The sequence below is a fragment of the Bacillus sp. JJ1533 genome, from assembly GCF_036965045.1.
Classification (GTDB): domain Bacteria; phylum Bacillota; class Bacilli; order Bacillales; family Bacillaceae_L; genus Ferdinandcohnia.
Window position 1 is genome coordinate 46,122 of the sequence record NZ_JBALOV010000025.1, and the last position, 20,318, is coordinate 66,439.

Annotated in this window: 21 protein-coding genes; 4 read left to right on the forward strand and 17 right to left on the reverse strand. The window is 38.7% G+C overall.

The window, feature by feature from the left end; genetic code table 11:
• The first annotated feature begins 223 nt into the window (after positions 1–223).
• Positions 224–1,789, forward strand: a complete 1,566-nt coding sequence (locus V7138_RS12280) for an ABC transporter substrate-binding protein (RefSeq protein ID WP_335398072.1) — start codon at positions 224–226, stop codon at positions 1,787–1,789.
• Positions 1,790–1,866: 77 nt separating this feature from the next.
• Here V7138_RS12280 and V7138_RS12285 read toward each other — a convergent pair whose 3' ends face one another.
• The 8 genes from V7138_RS12285 to V7138_RS12320 all read right to left on the reverse strand — a co-directional run bounded on the left by V7138_RS12285 (position 1,867) and on the right by V7138_RS12320 (position 11,249).
• Entirely contained in the window at positions 1,867–3,804 is a 1,938-nt protein-coding gene (locus V7138_RS12285; RefSeq protein ID WP_335397659.1) for an ABC transporter permease, read from the reverse strand.
• Positions 3,801–4,556 (reverse strand): ABC transporter ATP-binding protein, encoded by a 756-nt coding sequence (locus V7138_RS12290; protein WP_335397662.1) that lies wholly within the window; start codon positions 4,554–4,556, stop codon positions 3,801–3,803. Before V7138_RS12290 ends, V7138_RS12285 begins: the two co-directional genes overlap by 4 nt.
• A gap of 91 nt (positions 4,557–4,647) precedes the next feature.
• Entirely contained in the window at positions 4,648–5,652 is a 1,005-nt protein-coding gene (locus tag V7138_RS12295; RefSeq protein ID WP_335397664.1) for a sensor histidine kinase, read from the reverse strand.
• Positions 5,649–6,344 carry a response regulator transcription factor gene (locus tag V7138_RS12300; protein WP_335398074.1) on the reverse strand — a complete coding sequence of 232 codons (696 nt, stop codon included), beginning with the start codon at positions 6,342–6,344 and terminating at the stop codon, positions 5,649–5,651. The genes V7138_RS12295 and V7138_RS12300 overlap by 4 nt, the downstream gene beginning before the upstream one ends.
• A gap of 189 nt (positions 6,345–6,533) precedes the next feature.
• Positions 6,534–7,664 carry a Ger(x)C family spore germination protein gene (locus tag V7138_RS12305; protein ID WP_335397667.1) on the reverse strand — a complete coding sequence of 377 codons (1,131 nt, stop codon included), beginning with the start codon at positions 7,662–7,664 and terminating at the stop codon, positions 6,534–6,536.
• Complete coding sequence (locus V7138_RS12310) at positions 7,661–8,761, reverse strand: GerAB/ArcD/ProY family transporter (RefSeq protein ID WP_335397670.1); 1,101 nt, start codon at positions 8,759–8,761, stop codon at positions 7,661–7,663. The genes V7138_RS12305 and V7138_RS12310 overlap by 4 nt, the downstream gene beginning before the upstream one ends.
• Positions 8,758–10,302, reverse strand: coding sequence for a spore germination protein (locus tag V7138_RS12315; RefSeq protein WP_335397673.1), 1,545 nt, complete (start codon positions 10,300–10,302; stop codon positions 8,758–8,760). Before V7138_RS12315 ends, V7138_RS12310 begins: the two co-directional genes overlap by 4 nt.
• A gap of 131 nt (positions 10,303–10,433) precedes the next feature.
• On the reverse strand, positions 10,434–11,249 hold the full coding sequence (locus V7138_RS12320; protein ID WP_335397676.1) for a ZIP family metal transporter: 816 nt from the start codon (positions 11,247–11,249) through the stop codon (positions 10,434–10,436).
• A 325-nt stretch (positions 11,250–11,574) separates the two neighbouring features.
• Here V7138_RS12320 and V7138_RS12325 point away from each other — a divergent pair, with 325 nt between their 5' ends.
• Positions 11,575–11,949, forward strand: coding sequence for an SLAP domain-containing protein (locus V7138_RS12325; RefSeq protein WP_335397679.1), 375 nt, complete (start codon positions 11,575–11,577; stop codon positions 11,947–11,949).
• 29 nt (positions 11,950–11,978) lie between these two features.
• Here the strand turns inward: V7138_RS12325 and V7138_RS12330 are convergent, their stop codons facing one another.
• The gene (locus V7138_RS12330; protein ID WP_335397682.1) at positions 11,979–12,284 is read right to left on the reverse strand and encodes a monooxygenase; all 306 of its coding nucleotides are present in this window, start codon (positions 12,282–12,284) and stop codon (positions 11,979–11,981) included.
• Between the two features lie 15 nt (positions 12,285–12,299).
• Positions 12,300–12,878, reverse strand: coding sequence for an NADPH-dependent FMN reductase (locus V7138_RS12335; protein WP_335397685.1), 579 nt, complete (start codon positions 12,876–12,878; stop codon positions 12,300–12,302).
• Between the two features lie 616 nt (positions 12,879–13,494).
• On the opposite strand from V7138_RS12335, the gene V7138_RS12340 reads away from it, so the two are divergent.
• Positions 13,495–13,647, forward strand: coding sequence for a hypothetical protein (locus V7138_RS12340; RefSeq protein ID WP_335397687.1), 153 nt, complete (start codon positions 13,495–13,497; stop codon positions 13,645–13,647).
• 115 nt (positions 13,648–13,762) lie between these two features.
• Here the strand turns inward: V7138_RS12340 and V7138_RS12345 are convergent, their stop codons facing one another.
• On the reverse strand, positions 13,763–14,206 hold the full coding sequence (locus V7138_RS12345; protein WP_335397690.1) for a hypothetical protein: 444 nt from the start codon (positions 14,204–14,206) through the stop codon (positions 13,763–13,765).
• 289 nt (positions 14,207–14,495) lie between these two features.
• Here V7138_RS12345 and V7138_RS12350 point away from each other — a divergent pair, with 289 nt between their 5' ends.
• Positions 14,496–14,996, forward strand: a complete 501-nt coding sequence (locus V7138_RS12350; protein ID WP_335397693.1) for a DUF1259 domain-containing protein — start codon at positions 14,496–14,498, stop codon at positions 14,994–14,996.
• Positions 14,997–15,286: 290 nt separating this feature from the next.
• Here the strand turns inward: V7138_RS12350 and V7138_RS12355 are convergent, their stop codons facing one another.
• The 6 genes from V7138_RS12355 to V7138_RS12380 all read right to left on the reverse strand — a co-directional run bounded on the left by V7138_RS12355 (position 15,287) and on the right by V7138_RS12380 (position 20,125).
• Complete coding sequence (locus tag V7138_RS12355) at positions 15,287–15,562, reverse strand: hypothetical protein (protein ID WP_335397696.1); 276 nt, start codon at positions 15,560–15,562, stop codon at positions 15,287–15,289.
• A gap of 140 nt (positions 15,563–15,702) precedes the next feature.
• The gene (gene phoU / locus V7138_RS12360; RefSeq protein ID WP_335397699.1) at positions 15,703–16,362 is read right to left on the reverse strand and encodes a phosphate signaling complex protein PhoU; all 660 of its coding nucleotides are present in this window, start codon (positions 16,360–16,362) and stop codon (positions 15,703–15,705) included.
• A 60-nt stretch (positions 16,363–16,422) separates the two neighbouring features.
• Entirely contained in the window at positions 16,423–17,232 is an 810-nt protein-coding gene (gene pstB, locus V7138_RS12365; protein WP_335397702.1) for a phosphate ABC transporter ATP-binding protein PstB, read from the reverse strand.
• 296 nt (positions 17,233–17,528) lie between these two features.
• Entirely contained in the window at positions 17,529–18,353 is an 825-nt protein-coding gene (pstA, locus tag V7138_RS12370) for a phosphate ABC transporter permease PstA (protein WP_335397705.1), read from the reverse strand.
• A 1-nt stretch (position 18,354) separates the two neighbouring features.
• On the reverse strand, positions 18,355–19,248 hold the full coding sequence (gene pstC / locus V7138_RS12375) for a phosphate ABC transporter permease subunit PstC (RefSeq protein WP_335397708.1): 894 nt from the start codon (positions 19,246–19,248) through the stop codon (positions 18,355–18,357).
• A gap of 34 nt (positions 19,249–19,282) precedes the next feature.
• Positions 19,283–20,125 carry a phosphate ABC transporter substrate-binding protein gene (locus tag V7138_RS12380; protein WP_335397711.1) on the reverse strand — a complete coding sequence of 281 codons (843 nt, stop codon included), beginning with the start codon at positions 20,123–20,125 and terminating at the stop codon, positions 19,283–19,285.
• Positions 20,126–20,318: the final 193 nt, after the last annotated feature.

Genomic DNA, 20,318 nt, shown 5'->3' on the forward strand with positions numbered 1-20,318 from the left:
TTTATCATTCATCTCTATATTTTGTAAATATAATTCTATTTTGAAATAACCACCATTTCTAAATTGTAAAAAAACTATTTACACTACTAATACATTATGATAAATTTATTAACAATTCAATATATGAATTGATGGTTCACATAGTGAATCAAAACAACAACATAAGGAGGAGAACGACTTGAAACGAACAAAAAAATTATTATTCCTTTCATTAATATTGGTAATGGCACTACTCGTTAGCGCTTGTTCATCAAACGCGAAAGATGAGAACAAATCTTCTAACGAAAGTAACCAAGCAGCAAACGAAGAACCAAAAGATGGAGGCGTCTTAAACGTAGGACTAGCTTCTAATGTAACGAATTTAGACCCTATTAAATATACAGGTGCATACGAATCACAAGTAATCCGAGCAGTTGGGGATACACTTCTTGTTTATAACAAAGAATTTACTGATTTCGTTCCATCTCTAGCGAAAGATTGGAAAGTTTCAGATGACCTGTTATCTTACACATTTACATTACGTGATGACGTTTATTTCCAGCCTGGTGAATACCAAGACGGAAGACAAATGACAGCTGAAGACGTAAAATACAGCTTAGAGCGTTCTGTTAATGAATCAGCACTCAATCGCTTAACGGGTGTAGAAAGTATCGAAGTAACAGGGGAATTTGAAGTTACCATGCATTTAACATCACCAAACGCTTCTATTTTGGCAATGTTAACTGATCCAGGAAACATCATTGTTCCAAAAGAAGAAGTAGAGGGTTGGGGAGACCAATTTGGAGCACACTTAATTGGAACTGGTCCCTTTACATTTGTGAAATGGCAGCAGGATCAACAAGTAGAGCTTGAGCGCAATGAAAAATATTGGGGCGAAAAGCCACATCTTGATGGCCTTGTCTTTAAAATTATTCCAGAACCAAATATGATGGCAAACGCAATTCGCTCTGGCGATATTGATATTGCAACTAATGTTACTGGACAAAATCGTGCCGTAATTGAACAAGATTCTAATCTACAATTACTATCAGATCCTGGTTTGTCATTGACTTACCTTGATATGAACTATAAAAACGGTCCAACAGCAAACCCGAAAGTACGTGAAGCAATTTATAAAGCAACAGACGTAGAAGAAATCGTAAATGGGGTAAACCAATGGGGTGGCGGTTCTGTTTCTTACCTTCCAATTCCACAGGAATCATGGGGATATAATAAAGAACAAGAAGCACTTAAGCCTGAATATAACCCAGAAGAGGCTAAGAAGATTTTAGCTGAAACAGAATATGCAGACGGCTTTAAAACACAGCTCTATGTACTAGAATCTCGTGTACCTTACGCAACGATTTTCCAAAACCAAATGAAAGAAAACTTAAACATTGATGTAGAGATCAAAGTAACAGAATGGGGTACATTAAGTGCAACGGTTGCTCAAGGAAATGCTCCAATGTATATTGGCGGATGGTCTTGGTACCCAGATCCATACTTCTTCCTAAACCAAACATTCCATTCTGATCAAGTTGGTTCACTTGGAAATGGAAAAGGCTACTCAAATCCTGAAGTTGATGCACTGTTAGATCGCGCCCTTTCCGAAACAGTTGTACAGGATGAAAGAGCAGCATTGTATCAAGAAGCAATCGAAATTATCATGAGTGAATATCCTCGAATTGAGCTTGACAATTTACACCAAGCAGCAGCAATTCGTAACAATGTAAAAGGATTTAATGTTTCATTAGATCCATCCATTCAAATTGTAAGTCCAAACGGTACGAATGTTTGGTTGAACAATTAATTAGATAATTAGGCATCCAAATTGTTATTTGGATGCCTCTTATTTTTGGGTGACATGGGATTCGGTTATGTGTCGTTTTACAACGCTTCTTTTATTATTTTTTTATAGTACATCACAGACAGAATCCCAAAGATGGAATAAAGCAATGTGTAGAACACCATGACAATGATCATCGGTGTCCATAGCTCAGTACCGAAGAAGAACCACCCGGATTTCACGGCAAAATAGCTGTGGCATAGACCAACGATTAACGGGATGCCAAAGTTAAACAACTGCTTCGCCTTGATTCCGTTTAGTAAATCCGTTCTAGTAAACCCTAGTTTACGTAAAATCGTGTAGCTGCCTTTTTCCTCCTCGCCTTCATCCATTTGCTTGAAGTAAAGGATGCAACCCGATGTAATTAAGAAGGTCAATCCAAGAAAGCCGACGATGAACATCATGAAGCCCATACTCATTTTTTGCTTTGTAAACGTATCTAACTGTGACTCATGCCCAGCCCATTGTCCTAATTCAAGGTCATTGAAAAGTTGATTCGCTTCTTTGAGCTCTGATCTTTTGTCAATATCAATTCCGATATATTTAGAAAACTCATTAAACACTTCTGGATCAACATCTGAGGCTAATTGCTGGTATACCGAGTCATCGACTACAGCAACAGGAAATCCTCCGCCTGTCAAACGTAATGGAAGCAAACGTTTGTCTTCATACTTACTATAATCCAACTCGAAGGTTTTGGTTTTTCCGGACATTGTAAAAGTTCCCGTTTTAAAGGTCATAAATGCTTGTATGGCTGAGTTACTATTAACGAACACCGATTCATTTTCAGCCACATCGATATCCTCGACAAAACGGTCCGATACAACTGTCATTGGAGCTGTGAGATCCATCAACTCTGATTCCTCAATTTCTAGGACATTCGATAAATCCGTTTTTACATTCATTAAATCAATCTCAGTTCTTGTATAGCTAATTTGCTCAGCATCCAGCAGATCTGTAAATTGATTCGCACGCTCCTCATTTGGAATCGAAAAGTCATTCACGACCGACTCTCCCGCTGCTTTTTCAGCCGAATAATACGAAATGTAAGTGAGTGATAACAATCCGAGTGCCAATGCAGAAACGGTTGTAATCACAGTTAACAACACCGAATTCGATCTCATCCGAAACATGATCGATGATAAAGACAGCACTTTATTAACTGACAAATATCCGTTATCCTTTTTACGAATCAGATTGAAAATAAATCGAATCGAACCTTTGTAAAAGAAATATGTTCCGATGATTACGGACCCCAAAATCACTAGCATCACCATAAACATTTGCTCCATCATCGTAAACTGACCACCAAATAATCTTGTAGATAAATAATAGCCAAAGATGATGAGGGCAAGTCCTAGTATCCCCATAATAACTTCAAGGACAGAGACCTTTCGTTTTCGCTCCTCAGATATTGAAGTACTATGGAACAATGATAAAATCTGTTGTCTTTTAATAAACAAGGCATTCAACAACATGATCACCATATAAATAGCCGCAAATACAATCACCGTTTGTACGAGTGCTTCTATCGAAAAGTGTAGCCTAGCAACCTCTTCAATCCCAATAATTTTTAAAAGACTCATCATCACGAGTTTCGATGAAACAAAGCCGAGAAAAATCCCTATCATCATTGACCCGAAATACAGAATCATATTTTCAACACTTAAGATCCAAAATGTCTTTCTTTTTGATATTCCGACTAGCTGAAACAAGCCAATTTCCTTACCACGCCGCTTAATAAACAATGTATTGGCATAGACGAGAAAGACCGTGACAATGCCAATTAACATGACGGAAGCAGCTTTCATCGCTGCAGCCCCTTTAACTGAACCCTCTGTTACATCCATCGCTGGGTCATACTGCAATGTCACAAAGGCAAAATACAAGGCCACACTAAAAATCAGCGCAAACACATAAAGATAATAGTTTTTGATGTTTTTTACTAGATTTCGAAAGATGAGGCTTTTGAAGCTCATGCACCCACCCCACCTAACACGGCTTGCGTCTTAATGATATCGTTGAAGAAGTCCTGTCTGCTCTCCTCACCACGATTTAATTTTGTAAAAATCTGCCCATCTCTTATAAAAATCACGCGGCTGCAATAGCTTGCTGCTTGCGGGTCATGGGTAACCATGACAATCGTCGATTCTCTTTTTTCGTTTAGGTCACTTAATTTGTTCAGTAAATCTGAGGCTGATTTTGAATCAAGCGCTCCTGTTGGTTCATCCGCGAAAATAATACTTGGCTCATGAACGAAAGCACGTGCTGCTGAAGTCCGTTGCTTTTGACCACCTGAAATTTCATTAGGATACTTATCCTTGACCTCAAAAATCCCTAATTCCTTCGCCACGTCTTCAAACAAAACTTGTGCAGCCTTCGGAGAAATTTTGTTCACGGTCAATGGCAGCATAATATTTTCCTTTACTGTTAATGTATCTAATAGATGATACTCCTGAAAAATAAACCCAAGGTGGCGTTTTCGAAACTCAGCTAGTTCCTTATCCTTTAGCCCCGCGAATTCCTTACCTTCCACTCTAATGGAGCCTGAGCTTACACGATCAATCGATGAAAGTACATTCAGTAAAGTCGTTTTACCAGAGCCTGACGGGCCCATAATTCCGACAAACTCACCCTTTTTTACTTCTATATCAATTCCTTTTAAAACTTCCTGGCGATTCCACTTGTTCCCGTACGTTTTTACTATTTTATTTGCTTCTAAAATGTTCAATTTGATCAACTCCTTATCTCTATCATAGACAGGATTTGGGGCTTTTTCCTTCGAATCAGCGAACAAAACATGAAAGCATGTGACATTTTTGTCACATGCTTGTTAGGTTGAGAAAATCGTTTTTCCTTGGAAAGGTTAATGCAAACATCGTTCCTTCTCCATAGCTAGATTGGACATCTATGCGGATTTTTAACGGCTTGGCTGCATTTTTTGCGAGGTATAATCCCATGCCAGTTGCGGCGTGATCTCGATGATCCGTTGTGGATGTAAAACCTTTTTCAAAAATGCGCGGCAAGTCTTTTTCTTTGATGCCACGTCCGTAATCTTTGATTTCTAGAACAACTGCATCATTTTTCCGATAGCTTCGAATCTCGATATCGGTTTTCTCACTGTATTTCACCGCATTGGTTAAAAGCTGACGTAAAATAAATTGAAGCCATTTTCCGTCAGAGTAAACCTCTGACACCTCGAATGACATCTCAAACCCGATTCCTTTTTGAAAGCACCATGATTTTAATGATTGGATTTCTGGAATCATGAGTTTTTCCAAATCGACCTTTTCGATATAAAGGTCATTTTCCATGAAAGGTATTCTGCGCTGATGCAGTTGTTGGTCGAGAAGCAAGTGGACCCGCAGCCACTCAGACATGAGTTGTTCTTTTAATTTGGAATCTTCGACTCTATCGATCATTAATTTCATCGTTGTAAGTGGGGTCTTCACTTCATGAATCCAGGATAAAAGCTCATCCTTTTCCTGCTCAACACTTGTTGCGTGACGGCTTATTTCTGTTATGTAAAAATGTTGCTGCTGTTTTAGAGTGGATTCTACTATTTTTTCAAATGGGGTCTTCCCTTCCTGGATACCGTCAACACCAACAGTCGGATCCCATTCCTCTAGATATTTAGTAAAAGAAACTTCCCGATTGTAACGAACGATAAGAAATAAAGTAAATATCACGAAAAAGACAAATACAATATATAACACGGACCGGATATGTAGACCTGGGTCGAGATATCCAATCAATAGGAGTAATACCTGAAGAAAAAGAAAAAATACGATCCAACTGCGCCGTTCGACGAGAAACTTCTTCATCATTTCGCGCCATCCTCTTCCTTAGCCATATACCCTTGTCCAACCTTTGTTTCGATATATTGACCTAGGCCGATTTCTTCGAGTCGTTTTCTTAAGCGGTTGACGTTGACAGTTAACGTGTTGTCACTGACAAAGCGTTCGTCGTCCCAAAGGCTTTTAATGAGTTCCTCGCGGCTAACGATTTGGTTCACTTGCTCAATAAGGATTTTTAAAATGAACATTTCATTTTTCGTTAGTTCAATCGTTCCGGTCTCATTTTGAACGGTATTTTTCACATAATCAACAGAAGCCCCATTCCAAATTTTCAGATGTATTTGTTGCTCAAGGCTGTAGTTGTAGACTCGTCGTAAAACTGCTTGAATCTTAGCGATGAGGACATCAAAGTGAAACGGCTTCTGCACAAAATCATCGGCACCAAGCTGCATCGACATCACCATATCTGTTGGATGGTCTCTCGATGATAGAAAAATAATCGGGACCTTCGAATAGGTTCGAATCATCCGACACCAATGGAAGCCATCAAATTTCGGCAATTGAATATCTATAATCACCAGGTCTGGCTGGATACTCGAAAACTCCTTCATTACATTCCCAAAATCCTCGATCCCATATACATCATAAGACCACTGTAACAACCGTTCGCGAATCTCGCTATACAATGTCACATCATCTTCAATTAACAAAATCTTAAACACACTACCACCAATTCCTTCTGGGTCACAGGGACAGGTTCCGCGTCCCACCATTTATGGTAATACTCTCTCATTTTAGGGTTAGACCCTTGTATAAATCATACCATAAACTCCCAAAAGAAACTTAAGTCCAATATAGATCTCAGCTTCATTCTTGGGGCGGAATTTATCCCAGAGGAACCGACCCTGTGGTTATTTACTAGAGGTATTGATTGCACCCATGCCTTTAATATCTATTTCAACCGACACATTAATATCTGCCTCAGATAATGCTTTTCCCCAATTATCTTGTACTTTTTTAAAATGATTGTATTCATAAGCCCGTGCGTATAGGCCTAATCCAATTGGGTCTATTTGATGACTTTGGATTTTTTTAAACAGGTTCTCATAGTCCGATTTCAACCGTTCCTCGATTGTTTTCTTAAATTTCGTTTCATTTGATTTCATATCTACAGATAATAAACTTTCAAGAATAAAGACGGACATGGAGATTTTCACATCGAATTTGAACTTGTTTTGATCATACGATGTCTTAATTTTTGATTTCACATTTTGTATGGTAAAACTCAGGTCGTTCTTATGAAAAATCCCCCCCTCTTCGTCAGTTGGAATCGTGATTGATGTGAAACTAATCGGATGTTTCCTTTCATGCTTAAGAAAAAGTAACAATGTTGAATCTGATAAATTAAGAGAGTCTACAAATTTTCCACTGTTATCAAGCAACGCGGTTCCGATTATTTCTAGCTTTGCATCTTTTTTTACAAGGGATAAGGCTGGTGTCAGCCCTTTTTCATAAAACGCAGAATGAAGCTGTTGCAGCGTACCTTTTTCCGTCCTTGTCCTTTTGTAATTTTTATCAATGACGGATTTCAAAAACAGGACTAGCTGTGCATTGTTTTCAGGCACATAATGAATAACATCGGATACTGAACCTTCCACAATGACAACTCTTGAATTAATCGAAAAATTTGTGTTCCGAAACATCGTATCCAAAATAGGAAACCACTCTTCATGTTCTACAACTCGTTTTCCCAATAGAAGGACTTGGATTTTTGCACCTGAAACTTCGCCAGCTGTAACAGCATCAAAATACTTCCTGGAATCTCTTAACGTCTCTGCCTTTGTTTCATATGTCTCCGTTTTCGCCTTTGCCCCCTTACTAAAAACAGGACTAGATTCATAAAAAATGAGGTTATTGTTATCATCTAGATCAATTCCCAAGATGAAAGTAATCGTTGTTTCTTCTAATGGCACCTGATAGCCACAGCTTGTGAGCATAATTAAAAATGGAATGATCATTAATATTCGGATGACACGTTTCATATTGCGCTCCTCCTTTTAAAGAGGTCCCTTATGAGAATATAAGCCCATAAACAAATAGGGAACGAATATGCAAAGATTAGGCCTGCCCCCTGTATTTCATTCTGCCACTTAACATCAATATGCAAAGAAGGAGGAAAACAAAAAACATAAACCACAGTAAATACAAGAAACCAAAATAACGGTTTAGTGTGATCCTTTTTTCCAAATAGCCAGCTTGTACTAAATACAGACATGTAAATAAGTGGAACGACTGTTGTAGAAATCACAAAGATATAAAATGCGAACAATACAATTTCTAGTCGCTCAATAAACCGAAACTCAATGACCTTCAGGAGGGTAATGGTTGGTTCATTATATCTTGTAATTTCATCAGGACTGAAAAATGCGAATGACACAAGCGTTACAATCAAAAACGCAAACATGGAGATTGTATTTGCAATCACAACCCCAAGTGATGCGTAACGTTTCTTTTTTAAAAATGGGTAAAGGAAAAACGAAATTTCAAAGCCAATATATGTAAAAACGGTTGTTCTTACAGCGGTAATGACTGGATACCAGCCCTCCTTCAAAACGGGGAGGAGATTTAGGAAGTGGGCGTCCTTCAAAGGAATTAAATAAAGGAAAATGGTCCATAGCGTCATAAAAAAGACAATCACCGAATATCTCCCCAGGATTTGCACATTGTTTCGAGCGAGTAAATACGTTGGGATAGATAACAATAGAATCAGAAAATAAATTTTTGTTCGAGGTAAAATCCAAGCTTGAATAAACACGGCTTCCCTCGTAAACGCTACGAATGTAAAAAAACCGAAATACAAGGCAATGAGGAAACCACCTATTTTACCAACCCACTTACCAAAGTAAAATGTCAATAGGTCGAGTATTGTCCCATTTGGGTGTTTTTTCATAATTTGAATAATAATCAAACTACAAACTGTGGAAATAAACCAACCAAAAATAATCGCGATCCACCCGTCTGTCCCCGCCTTTTCTGCCAATTCTCGAGGTAAGGTAAGAACGCCGATTCCCATTTGAACACCATGAATTAATAAGATGAACTGCAATAATGAGATTTGTTTTCCTTCAACATTCATCATTTTTTGTCACCCTTTGGACGGTTTGAATCGGCTCTTCTCATTTGTAGGGGCAGAGAACTAACCGGACGTTTGAAGATAGACCATTGTGGAAAACGAATAAATAAATCCTTCCATTCCTGAATGCGCAAGGGTGATATTGGACTGGCATAGGAAATTCCAAGAGATTTTAACTCGATTAGGTGTGCAACTAATGTCATGAAACCTACACTCAACCCAACAAAACCAAATAGAGAAGCAGTTATCATCATCGGAAATCGAATCAGCCGAATGGAGGCCCCCATTTCATAATTTGGGATGATAAAGGAGGCCACTGCCGTTAAGGCAACCACAATTACCATAATGTTACTGACAATACCCGCGGCTACGGCAGCCTGTCCAATGACAATACCACCAACAATACCTACTGTTTGTCCGATTTTTGCCGGGAGTCGAATTCCTGCTTCACGCAGCATCTCTAGTGTGATCTCCATAATTAATGCCTCAATAAACGGTGGAAACGGCACGCGCTCTCTCGATACCCCAATAGACATGAGCAATTTTAATGGAATTACCTCAAAATGAAACGCAATGACTGCGATATAAGTCGCCGGAAGAAAGATAGCCATAAAAAAACCAGCATACCTTAACAGTCGCATAAAGGAAGCGACGAGCCAACGCGAAGTATAATCATCCATACTTTTAAAAAAGGAAGTAAAGGTAGTAGGAGCAACTAAGACATTAGGAGACCCATCAACCACCGTCACGATTCTTCCTTCCAAAATTTCCGAAGCTGCTAAATCTGTACGCTCCGTCAGAAGTAATTGTGGAAACGGCGAATAAGGATTATCCTCTATGAATTCTGCTAATATCCCAGTATTTATAATACTATCAACCTTAATCTTCTTCATACGGTTTTCGAGTTCCTTTATCAATTCTGGATTTACTACATCATCTAGATATAAAATGGAAACCTTCGTTTTCCCTCTTTCACCAATGCTGTATTCTTTTATTTTTAAATTTTGATTTTGGATATGCTTTCGTATGAGTGCAATGTTTTTACTTCCATTTTCAGTGAATCCGATATGTTCTGCGTAAATAGAAGATTCAATCGGAGTATCTTCAATCGATCGTTCCGGCCATTTTCCGGTATCTAAAAGGAAAGCCACTGGGGAACCGTCAACAAACAATACACTCTTTCCCTGCAAAATTCCGTCCGTAATTTGTGACCATTTATTAACTTCTTTGACTCGGGCGATTGATACCTTTGGTGAGGAATCCTCATTATTCGTTTTAACATGAAATAATAACGGTCTTAACACATGCTCATTGACCATCGTTGAATCAGTTAGTTCACCTAGATAAACGAGTGAGGCTTTAGCCTTTGTTTGTTCTATCACAAGTTTTGTCACAACCAAATCAGGCGTTTTTGTGAAAATACTTTGTATTTCGGCAAGATTCGCTTCCAGTTGCAAGCTAATCAGTTCCTCGTTTGGTCCCGAATTTTCGATAGGATATGATTGTTCCTGCTGAGATTCCTTTTTATATTTTTTAAAAAAAGACATACGAAAACCCACCTATGATATGATGGTTTAGTTTGCTACTCCAAAAGGAAAATCATGCATATAAGCCCAAAAAGAACCAAGCAACTTTGCTCGGTTCTTAGGTTTGGTAGCGATTCATTTTTGATCAAAGCCTACCCTAATGCCACATCTAGAATCATCATTACAACAAAACCAATCATTAAGCTCATCGAGGCGAGGTCTTTATTTCCTTTTTCCTGCGAGCTTGGAATCACTTCTTCTGCGACAACAAAAATCATCGCACCCGCTGCAAAGCTTAGCGCATATGGAAGCAGGGGTTCAATGAAGGAGACGGCAATTGCTCCAATGACAGCAGCGATAGGTTCGACCATTCCCGAAAATTGCCCGTAAAAGAAGCTTTTGCGACGAGACATCCCATCGCCTCTTAATGGCATCGAAACCGCGATTCCTTCAGGAAAGTTTTGAATGCCGATTCCAAGAGCCAAGGTCAACGCCCCTGCTAACGAAGCTTCTGTACTACCATTCGCAAGGGCACCAAACGCAATTCCGACCGCAAGCCCCTCAGGAATATTGTGAAGCGTAATTGCCAGCACTAGTAATGTACTTCTTTTTTGACCTTTTGTGTTTATTCCTTCGGCGTCTTTGATGGGTGCATTTGGATGTAGATGGGGCAAAATCTTATCGATTCCCCATAGAAAAATACCGCCTAATAAGAAGCCAAATGCTGCCGGAAACCAAGCACCGATTGGGTGGTTGCTAGACATGTCAATTGCCGGGCCCAATAGTGACCAATAGCTAGCGGCAATCATTACGCCACCTGCAAATCCAAGCGTGCTATCTAAGAGTCGCTGATTGATTGTTGTCGTTGCAAATACAAGACTAGCCCCCAGCGCGGTCATTCCCCATGTAAACAACGTCGCAAGTAACGCCTGCATGACCGGATGAAAATTCTCGAAAAATGCAACCATACTCAAAAACTCCTTTTTTATTCCTACTAAATTATAGTTAGCTTAACCTAAAGAGAGGCCAATTATGGATGGGCAGCAAGGATAACGGAGAAATATCAAGAATCAGATCCGAATACATATAAAAGCCTTCCTAATGAGCCGGAAGGCAAAGAAATTTTTAAGAGTTTTTGCGGATATCAGGACATAATTTAAATATATCAATGTTACCGAGATATCAGTCAGTGGTTCAATTTTATCGGACATTACACCTTTCATATCGGACAAAACCCATATGTATATGAATAAAGAGTACTCTGTTATAATCAAATTGAAAAGAGGTGAAGTCATGCACAAACTCTTATTCGAAGAAGCGTGGGATCGGACGATTTCGCAGAAGGACCGAGAAGAGATACAACACATTTTTCACGAGGCTGTTACGAAATTGAAAACAGGGGTAACATTGACAACCGTCCGGGTTGCGGTTAACCATAAAAACGAACGGTTAGTAACTACCCTTGTACATAATAAAACGGATCAAAAACTATTTTTTGAAAATACAATTATAGAAATTTGGGCAGGGGAAGATCGGCTAGCACAGCATCATTTTACCCTTCCCGCTCTCCAAGTACCGCCTGAAACCAGTATGCCGTGGACGTTTATTTTCCCAGTTGGTTTTGAGGTTCCAGCTTCCGCCACACTGCGTCTAAAAAAGGAGAAGTAGACTCTATGCAGAATCCACTTCTCCTTTTTTCATTTTACCGGACCTTTTGTGATCTCGGTCAGTTTCGAATTGATGGCAAAGATTTTTCCGTTTACCCCTTCAATCCCAAAGCCACCTAATCGTTTCGTATGCATGTCGAGGTAGTTTTCAGCGGTTTCTTTTGTCTCGAACAAATAAATCCCACCCGCTTCCTTTGCTTCAGGATTTTCTGTCCAGATTTTCCAGATGAAGCCCGGTTCCTCATTAATGCTTTTCGCTAAATCCGAAAACGCATTTGCCATTTCCTCTCCAAATGGTCCATCCATTTTAAAATCCACCTGTAATACGTATGGCATTGGCAAGTCTCCTTTTTATACAGTTTGCAATTCTTTCTCTCTAATTCCTTTTAAGGCAGTTGACCATGCGATAACATCGTCTAATGTGCTATTTAAGGAATCTTCGTGGTATGGTGCTGGATTGAATTTGCTCATATCTTGGAAATCTGTGAATAGGCTCATCGCTACTGAAGGGCCTACTGTTGCTACCTTTGGTACCGTTAAAATGAGGCGTAGATTATTCGCAGCAGTTACACCTAAAGTTGATCCGTAACTTACAATTCCCGCTGCTTTATGGTTCCACTCCACATATAAATAATCAATGGCATCTTTTAATCCAGACGTCACAGCCTTATTATACTCCGGCGTGACAAAAATAAAGCCATCAAGACTGCTAATTTTTTTCGACCAAGCATGTGCTTCTGGTGCTTGATAATCCTGGGACATTATCGCCGGAATCGGTTCATTAAATTTTGGCAGGTTATAATCCTTAATATCTACCAACTCAAATTCTGCATCTGTTCTTTTATCCGCGATTGATTTCACCCATTCTGCTACCTGAAGATTAACTCTAGAATCTCTTGTACTTCCTGTAAGAATACCAATTTTAACCATTTCTATTTCCTCCTCATATTTATATTGTATCCTTACTATAACAAGTACAAAAACAAGAGAACACCAACAGTAAATTGGATTTGTTGCTTATCCAACATTTTGGAATAAATGTCTAAAAAATGCTCTCTATCTGAAGTCTGTTTCATGAATGCTTTGTCAAAAACGATAATGCTGGATAGATGCATTTAGCGAAAGTGGGGTACCGATTCATTTAACTTCAACTATTTTTTTCCTTAACAAATCAAAAACTGTCTAATAGAGGTATCCTCATCATGAATTGTATTGGAAGACCAAAAAAGATGAATTCCTTCTTGCGCTCTACTCAAATATTAAAGAAGTTTATCCATACGTTAGGATGTTTTTTTCCAACACTAAGAAAAAATCGAAACAAAATATCATTTTGCTGGCTAGCCGAACATTTTTAGACAACTGTTCATCCTATGAGGCGACACCGCTCTTTATAGATGAAAAGCTATAAGGGAAATCTATTAGGATAAGAACATAAATTTCATAGATTGAGGGTACAACCTAGAACAAATATTTCCGTAGGACATAGCTTGTTTAATATAAGGAGTAATAAAAATCTCCTTAAATAAATAGGAAGGGGGAAATTCAGATGGCTCAACCTGAATGTACTGTAAGTCTTGTTGAGGTTGTTGTTGCGCTACTGTTATTTCTAGGATTGGTTGTCGCTATCCTTTTAGGTGCTCGTGACGATGTAAGAGAGTGTCTTGAAGATTGTCTTGCTACAACCCTCTGCTTCCAATAATAGTTAATAGTCTATTAGAGGACCTTCTTAGCATGTCTAAGAGGGTCCTTTTAGTGTTTGATATACAAAAGTTAAACCTTGAATTCACAAGGTTTAATTAGGTTTGTTATTTTTTCTATTTACGATATTTATATAATTCCTCCACTATTCCTGTTAGATATGCATTTTGGCTTTTTATTTCTATTAGTTCTGATTTTATGTTTGCAAGTTCATCTGATTGACTTACTTCAGAGATCCCATTAACTATTTGAGCTTTTATTTCTAAAAGTTCTTGACCTAATCTATCAAGTTGTTCATTTAACCTAGTAAGTTTTATACTATCTTTTTTATTTGAAGACTTTGCTGAATTTACATCAGAGCTTTGCTTCTTCTTACTAACTACCAAAACAGAATTCATTACTGCCTCATTTTTTAAAAGAGGAGCTGCCATTTTAACTAAAGAGTTAAGGTCAATTGAACTTACATTTTTTTGGAGATTACTGGTTAGGTCTTTAATTAAATCCAAATTTTTATTGGCAACGGGCTTATTTGAGTTATTATTTTTTTGGTTCTCAGTCATATTTACCACCTTTTTGGTTGATTATAGAAGTGCTTAAATATCATATGTTATCTAACAAAAAAGTAGTGAGCCAATACCCTATAATAAATGACCATTTTCTATTTCTATAATGGGACAGGAGAACCACCTATAAAAATAGAGTGTTTTAGGTAAGAGATAAAATCATTATTTCTATTAACTTGCAATCTCAATTTTTTAAAAAAGTGCTTTTGTCATATACTATTAGTCTATTCTTTTCAAACATCTCAGCATAAACTGTTCATACATAAGCAAAAAGGAGGTGATTTTAATGAATAGAAGAGAATCTGCCCCCTTCGGATATAGCTTTGGATTTTCACGTAATACGGATACAAATTCAAACAACAGAAACACTCATATTTCACGTGGCGAAGTTATGGGTATAAGTACTTCTACGTGCCAGCAACTTGCTGATATTATAGGGGGCATGGTTGTTACAGCAACTCCCGTTTGCGTAGTTCAACGTCTCCGTAATATTGATGCAACGATTTTGGGACTTCGGACACAATCCCCTTTAGCTCTTCCTTTTGCCCTTTCCTTTGAAGATAACGGTTTAAACTTAGGAGAGTCGGTAGTTCTTCAAAGAGAAATTAACCCATTCCTGACAGAATTACGAAAAAGAGGATTAATAGTCACTGCAGTTCATAATCACTGGCTCTTTGATAATCCACGGTTAATGTATATGCACTGGGAAAATGCTGGAGATGACCCGTTTAATTTTGCTAGGAGAAGTTTTGCAGCAGCAAGAGCAGCAGGACTTTTCAGAAATTAGGCAGTAATAGATATTCGAATCTTCTTTGGTCAGGAGGCGAAGCTTTATAAAAGGCATCGCCTTTTTCTTCGAATAAAAATGACCTTTATGAAATAATGTACACTTTAACATAGCCGTAACTTCGTCCAAGGTTTTATATCAAAAACAGCATAAACATTAGTGGTAATAACAAAAAAGGCTTAATTTTTTTCGATTTGTTATATTGACTTTACATGCAAACACTAGAAAAAGAGTGCTACTAATTGTAAATAGCACTCTCCATTCTAGTTTCTTATAACGTTATCAATTAATTATCTGCCAAAGCCTGGATAGAATCCGCCGTGGCCGTGGTGATAACCATAGCCTGGATAAAACCCGCCGTGACCATGGTGATAGCCGTAGCCTGGATAGAATCCGCCATGACCGTGGTGATAGCCATAGCCTGGGTAAAAACCACCATGACCGTGGTGATGGCCATAGCCTGGATAAAAGCCTCCTTGGCCATAGCCATAAGCTGAACCAGAATAAGCAGGTATAAAAGGCTGTGCCATTGAACCAGGGAATGTACCTAACATTTGTCTTTCCATAAAATCTCTCCTCCTCGATTTAGCTGCATAATAGTGTATGTGTCCCTATTCGAGGTGGTGACATTAAAAATTGGGAGGATGGACCTGGCTCTTTGGCCACAAAAAAAAGAGAGCACTCAGGCTCTCTCTCTTTACATATCTTATGAATTTAAATCATACATTTGGCCTTTGATTAAATAGGCTGCACTTTCGGCAATGTTGGTAATATGGTCGGCTGTTCGTTCAAGGTAGCGATTAATCAATAATAATTGTACCAAATGATCCGTTTCTTCAGGATGCTCTTTTAAATAGCTTGTGATGGATTTATAGGCTTCACCACTCAACTCGTCAACCTCGTCATCCAAATCACCCACTTCTTTGGCTAGCGCGATATCTCCCGTTATAAAAGAATCTAATCCGTTTTGAAGCATCTTTATCGAGATATCCTTCATTTTTTCAAGATTGGTGATGTTCACTAATGAATCAGCATTTCCGATTTTGATTGTCGATTTTGCGATATTGACGCCAAAATCGGCAATACGCTCAATTTCTGAACTAATTTTTAAAGCCCCAATGATTCTGCGTAGATCTCTTGCGACAGGCTGTTCTTTCGCCAAAAGCCAAATGATAAAATGATTGATTTCGGTATCAAGATCATCCACGACCTCATCTTCCTCAATGACTTTTAAGGCTAATTCCACATCTTTCGTCTTTAACGCTTCAAACGCTTTTTCAATGGATGCAGCAGCCAAGTCACCCATTGTTTTCATTTTTGCTTGAAGCTCTTCTAATTTTTTTTCGAAATTTTCACGAACAACCATTCATTCACCCTCCATTTTTACCGTTGGGAGGTGGGACAGTAAACCTGCCCCTAGTCCCAATTAACCGAATCTGCCTGTAATGTAGTCTTCTGTTCTTTGATCGCTTGGTACGGAGAAGATTTTATTGGTTTCATCATATTCGATGACTTCTCCATTTAAGAAGAATGCGGTTTTGTCTGAGACCCTTGCTGCTTGTTGCATATTATGGGTCACAATCACAATCGTATAATCCTTCTTCATCTTTTCAATGAGTTCTTCTACTTTTAATGTAGAGATTGGGTCCAATGCGGAGGTTGGCTCATCCATTAAGATCACATCCGGCTTCATTGCGATTGCACGAGCGATACAGATACGTTGCTGCTGACCACCTGATAGCCCGAGCGCTGATGTTTTTAAGCGATCCTTCACTTCGTCCCAGATTGCGGCACCACGTAAGCTGCTTTCCACAATTTCATTGAGCTCTTTTTTATTTTTTATTCCTTGCATTCTTGGACCATACGCCACATTATCATAAATACTCATCGGGAATAGGTTTGCTTTTTGAAAAACCATCCCTACTTTTGTTCTTAATTTTATCACATCCGTGGTTTTGTAGATGTCCTCATTGTCAATCGTAATGTTACCACCAATTTTTACACTATCGATTAAATCATTCATGCGATTTAATGTACGAATAAACGTTGATTTACCGCATCCAGAAGGACCAATTAAAGCTGTAACCTCGTTTGCATGGATATCAAGTGAAATGGAGTACAGTGCCTGTTTTTCTCCATAAAACAAATTTAAATCTCGAACACTGATTTTGACTTCTTTATCTGGTTGCTTCTGCGTTGAATTATTCAACTTTACTTTAATTCCGTTTGTACTCATATCAGCACCTCTTTTAGTAAGTGTTCAAAAAGGAGGATAAAAAGGACCTCGTCGACAAGAACGCCACGTCCTGTGGCATTGTCGACACTAGCACATCCTGTGCGTCGAAAGTTCGAGGCGGCGTAGCTCCCGCGTACCGGAACGTATGTTATTAATACGTGAGGAACGGAAAAGCAAGCCATCGAGCTTCCACAGGATGTGGTGACTTCGACGTTCGACACAGGACGTGTCGGTAGTTAGTCGAAGTTCCTCTATCGACGTGTCATTTTTACCGGACTTTTTGAACATCCTTTCTTTTAGTAATCCGCTTTATTTAATTTTTTCGAAATGAACGTTGCCGTTAGATTCAACACAAGAATAATGACGATTAAAACAATTCCAACTGCCGAAGCTAACTCAATGTCACCTGATTCCTGTGTAACTAAGAACGAGTGAACAGTTAATGTACGTGCAGATGAGAAGATACTTGAAGGCATCGCCGCAACCGTACCAGCTGTTAAAAAGATTGCTGCGGACTCACCCACAATTCTTCCAATCGAAAGAATAATTCCAGACAAAATACCAGGCATTGCACTCGGTAAAATGACTTTATATAACGTTTGTAGCTTTGTCGTTCCCAAGGCTAGGGACCCCTCTCTGTAGGAGGGAGGAACCGTTTTTAATGATTCTTCTGTTGTCCGGATAATGACAGGTAAAACGATAATCGTTAATGTTAAGGAAGCGGCGATGATGGACATCCCCATTTTTAAGGTTGTCACAAAGAACACAGCTCCGAATAATCCATAAATAATGGATGGAATCCCTGTTAAGCTTTCCGTTGCAAAGCGAATGATGTTCACCAAGCGGCCTTGTTTTGCATATTCCTGCAAATAAACAGCGGCAAATATTCCAATTGGTGTCGCAATGATTAATGAAATCACGATAGTATAAATGGTTGTGATCACCATCGGCCAAATTCCACCGCCACCAGTAGGAGAGTAATCACCGAAAATAAACTCAAAGCTGATTAACGGATAACCCTTGTAAAAGATATAGCCAACAATCAAGACGAGTACGGCAACTGTCAAGAAAGCTGATCCCCAAAGAAAACTGCGGTACATATAATCTTTTAGCTTTCTCAACTTACTTACCACCCTTCGCACTGATTCTTGCTAACACAAAATTCAAGATTAAAATAAACGAGAATAACACAATACCTGTTGCAAATAACATCTCTTGGTGAGTACCAAATGCATAACCCATTTCTAACGCAATATTTGTTGTTAGTGGACGTACACTGTCTGTGAGGCTAGTTGGTAAAATAAGACTGTTTCCTGCTACCAAAATAACGGCCATGGTTTCACCAATTGCGCGGCCCAAGCCTAAAACAATCGCCGCCATAATCCCTGACTTCGCAGCTGGGACAACAACCTTAAAAATCGTCTCAATCTCAGATGTACCTAGTGCCAATGAGCCTTCACGATATGTTTTAGGAACCGCACGAATGGCCGTTTCGGCCACTGTAACGATGGTTGGAAGCATCATAATGGCTAACACAAGGATAACAGCAATCAAGCTTTGTCCTTTTACAAGGTTTAACTGATTTTGTAAAAATGGGACGATGAGAGCAAGACCAAACACACCGTACAATACAGACGGAATTCCAGCCAACAGCTGTACAGCTGGAGAAATGATTCTTGCGACACTTTTTGGAGCAATTTCAGCTAAGAAAATGGCCGTAAATAATCCAATCGGCACTCCAATCACCAACGCACCAATCGTCGCGTAGATCGATGCAACAATCATTGGCAAAATGCCAAACTTGTCTTCACTTGGAACCCAATCGACTCCGAAGAGAAAGTCAAAAAAGCTATATCCCTCTATCAAAAACGGGAGCGACCCCTTATAAAATACAAATCCAACGATTAATAATAAACTGAAAACTGAAAGAAGTGCACAAAACTGAAATAATCTCGATGACAGCTTCTCTAATATGTACTTCCTTTTATTCGATTTCTCTTGTGGCTGCCTTGTCATACGTATTCCTCCATGAATCTCTTTTTTAATGCAGTTACTTAATAGGAATCGCTCCTGTTTCAGCAACGATTGCTTGGCCATCTGAACTCAATATATAGTCGATATACTGCCTTCCTGCATCGGTAATTTGATCCTCTTTGTGAACAAATAAAAATGGACGTGACAGACTATATTTTTGCTGCAATACATTCTCCGCTGTCGCCTCTACTCCATTGATATTGATTGTGGAAATAGAGTCATCAATATATTCAAACGAAATAAAACCTACTGCATGCTTATTTCCGGCAACCGTTGTTTTTATATTTCCGTTCCCACTCGCAATGATTGAACTTCTGACTAATTCGCCTGAAGAATACCCAACGATTTCCTGAAAAGCATCTCGTGACCCGGAACCATCTTCTCTGGAAACAACGACTATTTCCATGTCATCGCCCCCAAGCTCTTTCCAATTTGTAACTTCACCTGTAAAAATGGACTTTACTTGTTCCATCGTAAGGTCTTTTACTTTGTTAGTGGGGTGTGTTACGACTACAATCCCATCGTAAGCTATAACGGTTTCGACTAGCCCACTTGCTTTTTCTTCATCTTTTAAATCACGAGAGGACATTCCGATTTCGGATACTCCACTTAATGCATTCGTAATTCCTGCTGATGAACCGATTTGATTTATTTCAACTTTTACATTACTTTCCTCTGTAAACTTTGCTGCTATTTTTTCAGCTAAAGGACCAACTGACGTAGATCCCGAAACCGAAACAGTCGCCGATGCTTCTTTTGATCCTTCTTCCCCATCGGTTTGACTATTTCCACATGCTGATAAAATGGCGGTTAAAAATAGTACCACTAATCCTAGCAATGTCTTTCTTTTTAACGTCATTATTTTAAACCTCCAAAATGATCGATTTTATTCGACATGTAAAGAATAAACGCTCAATGTAAAGATTCATTGAACCTTTTGTAAAGGTTTTGTAAATTTTATTAATGCAGTTTTAAATAAGTGTAAATTTTACCATTTTACTAGCTTTTTTGGTGGTCTTACTATGTGTTTTAGAGTGGAAATTATGATAAGA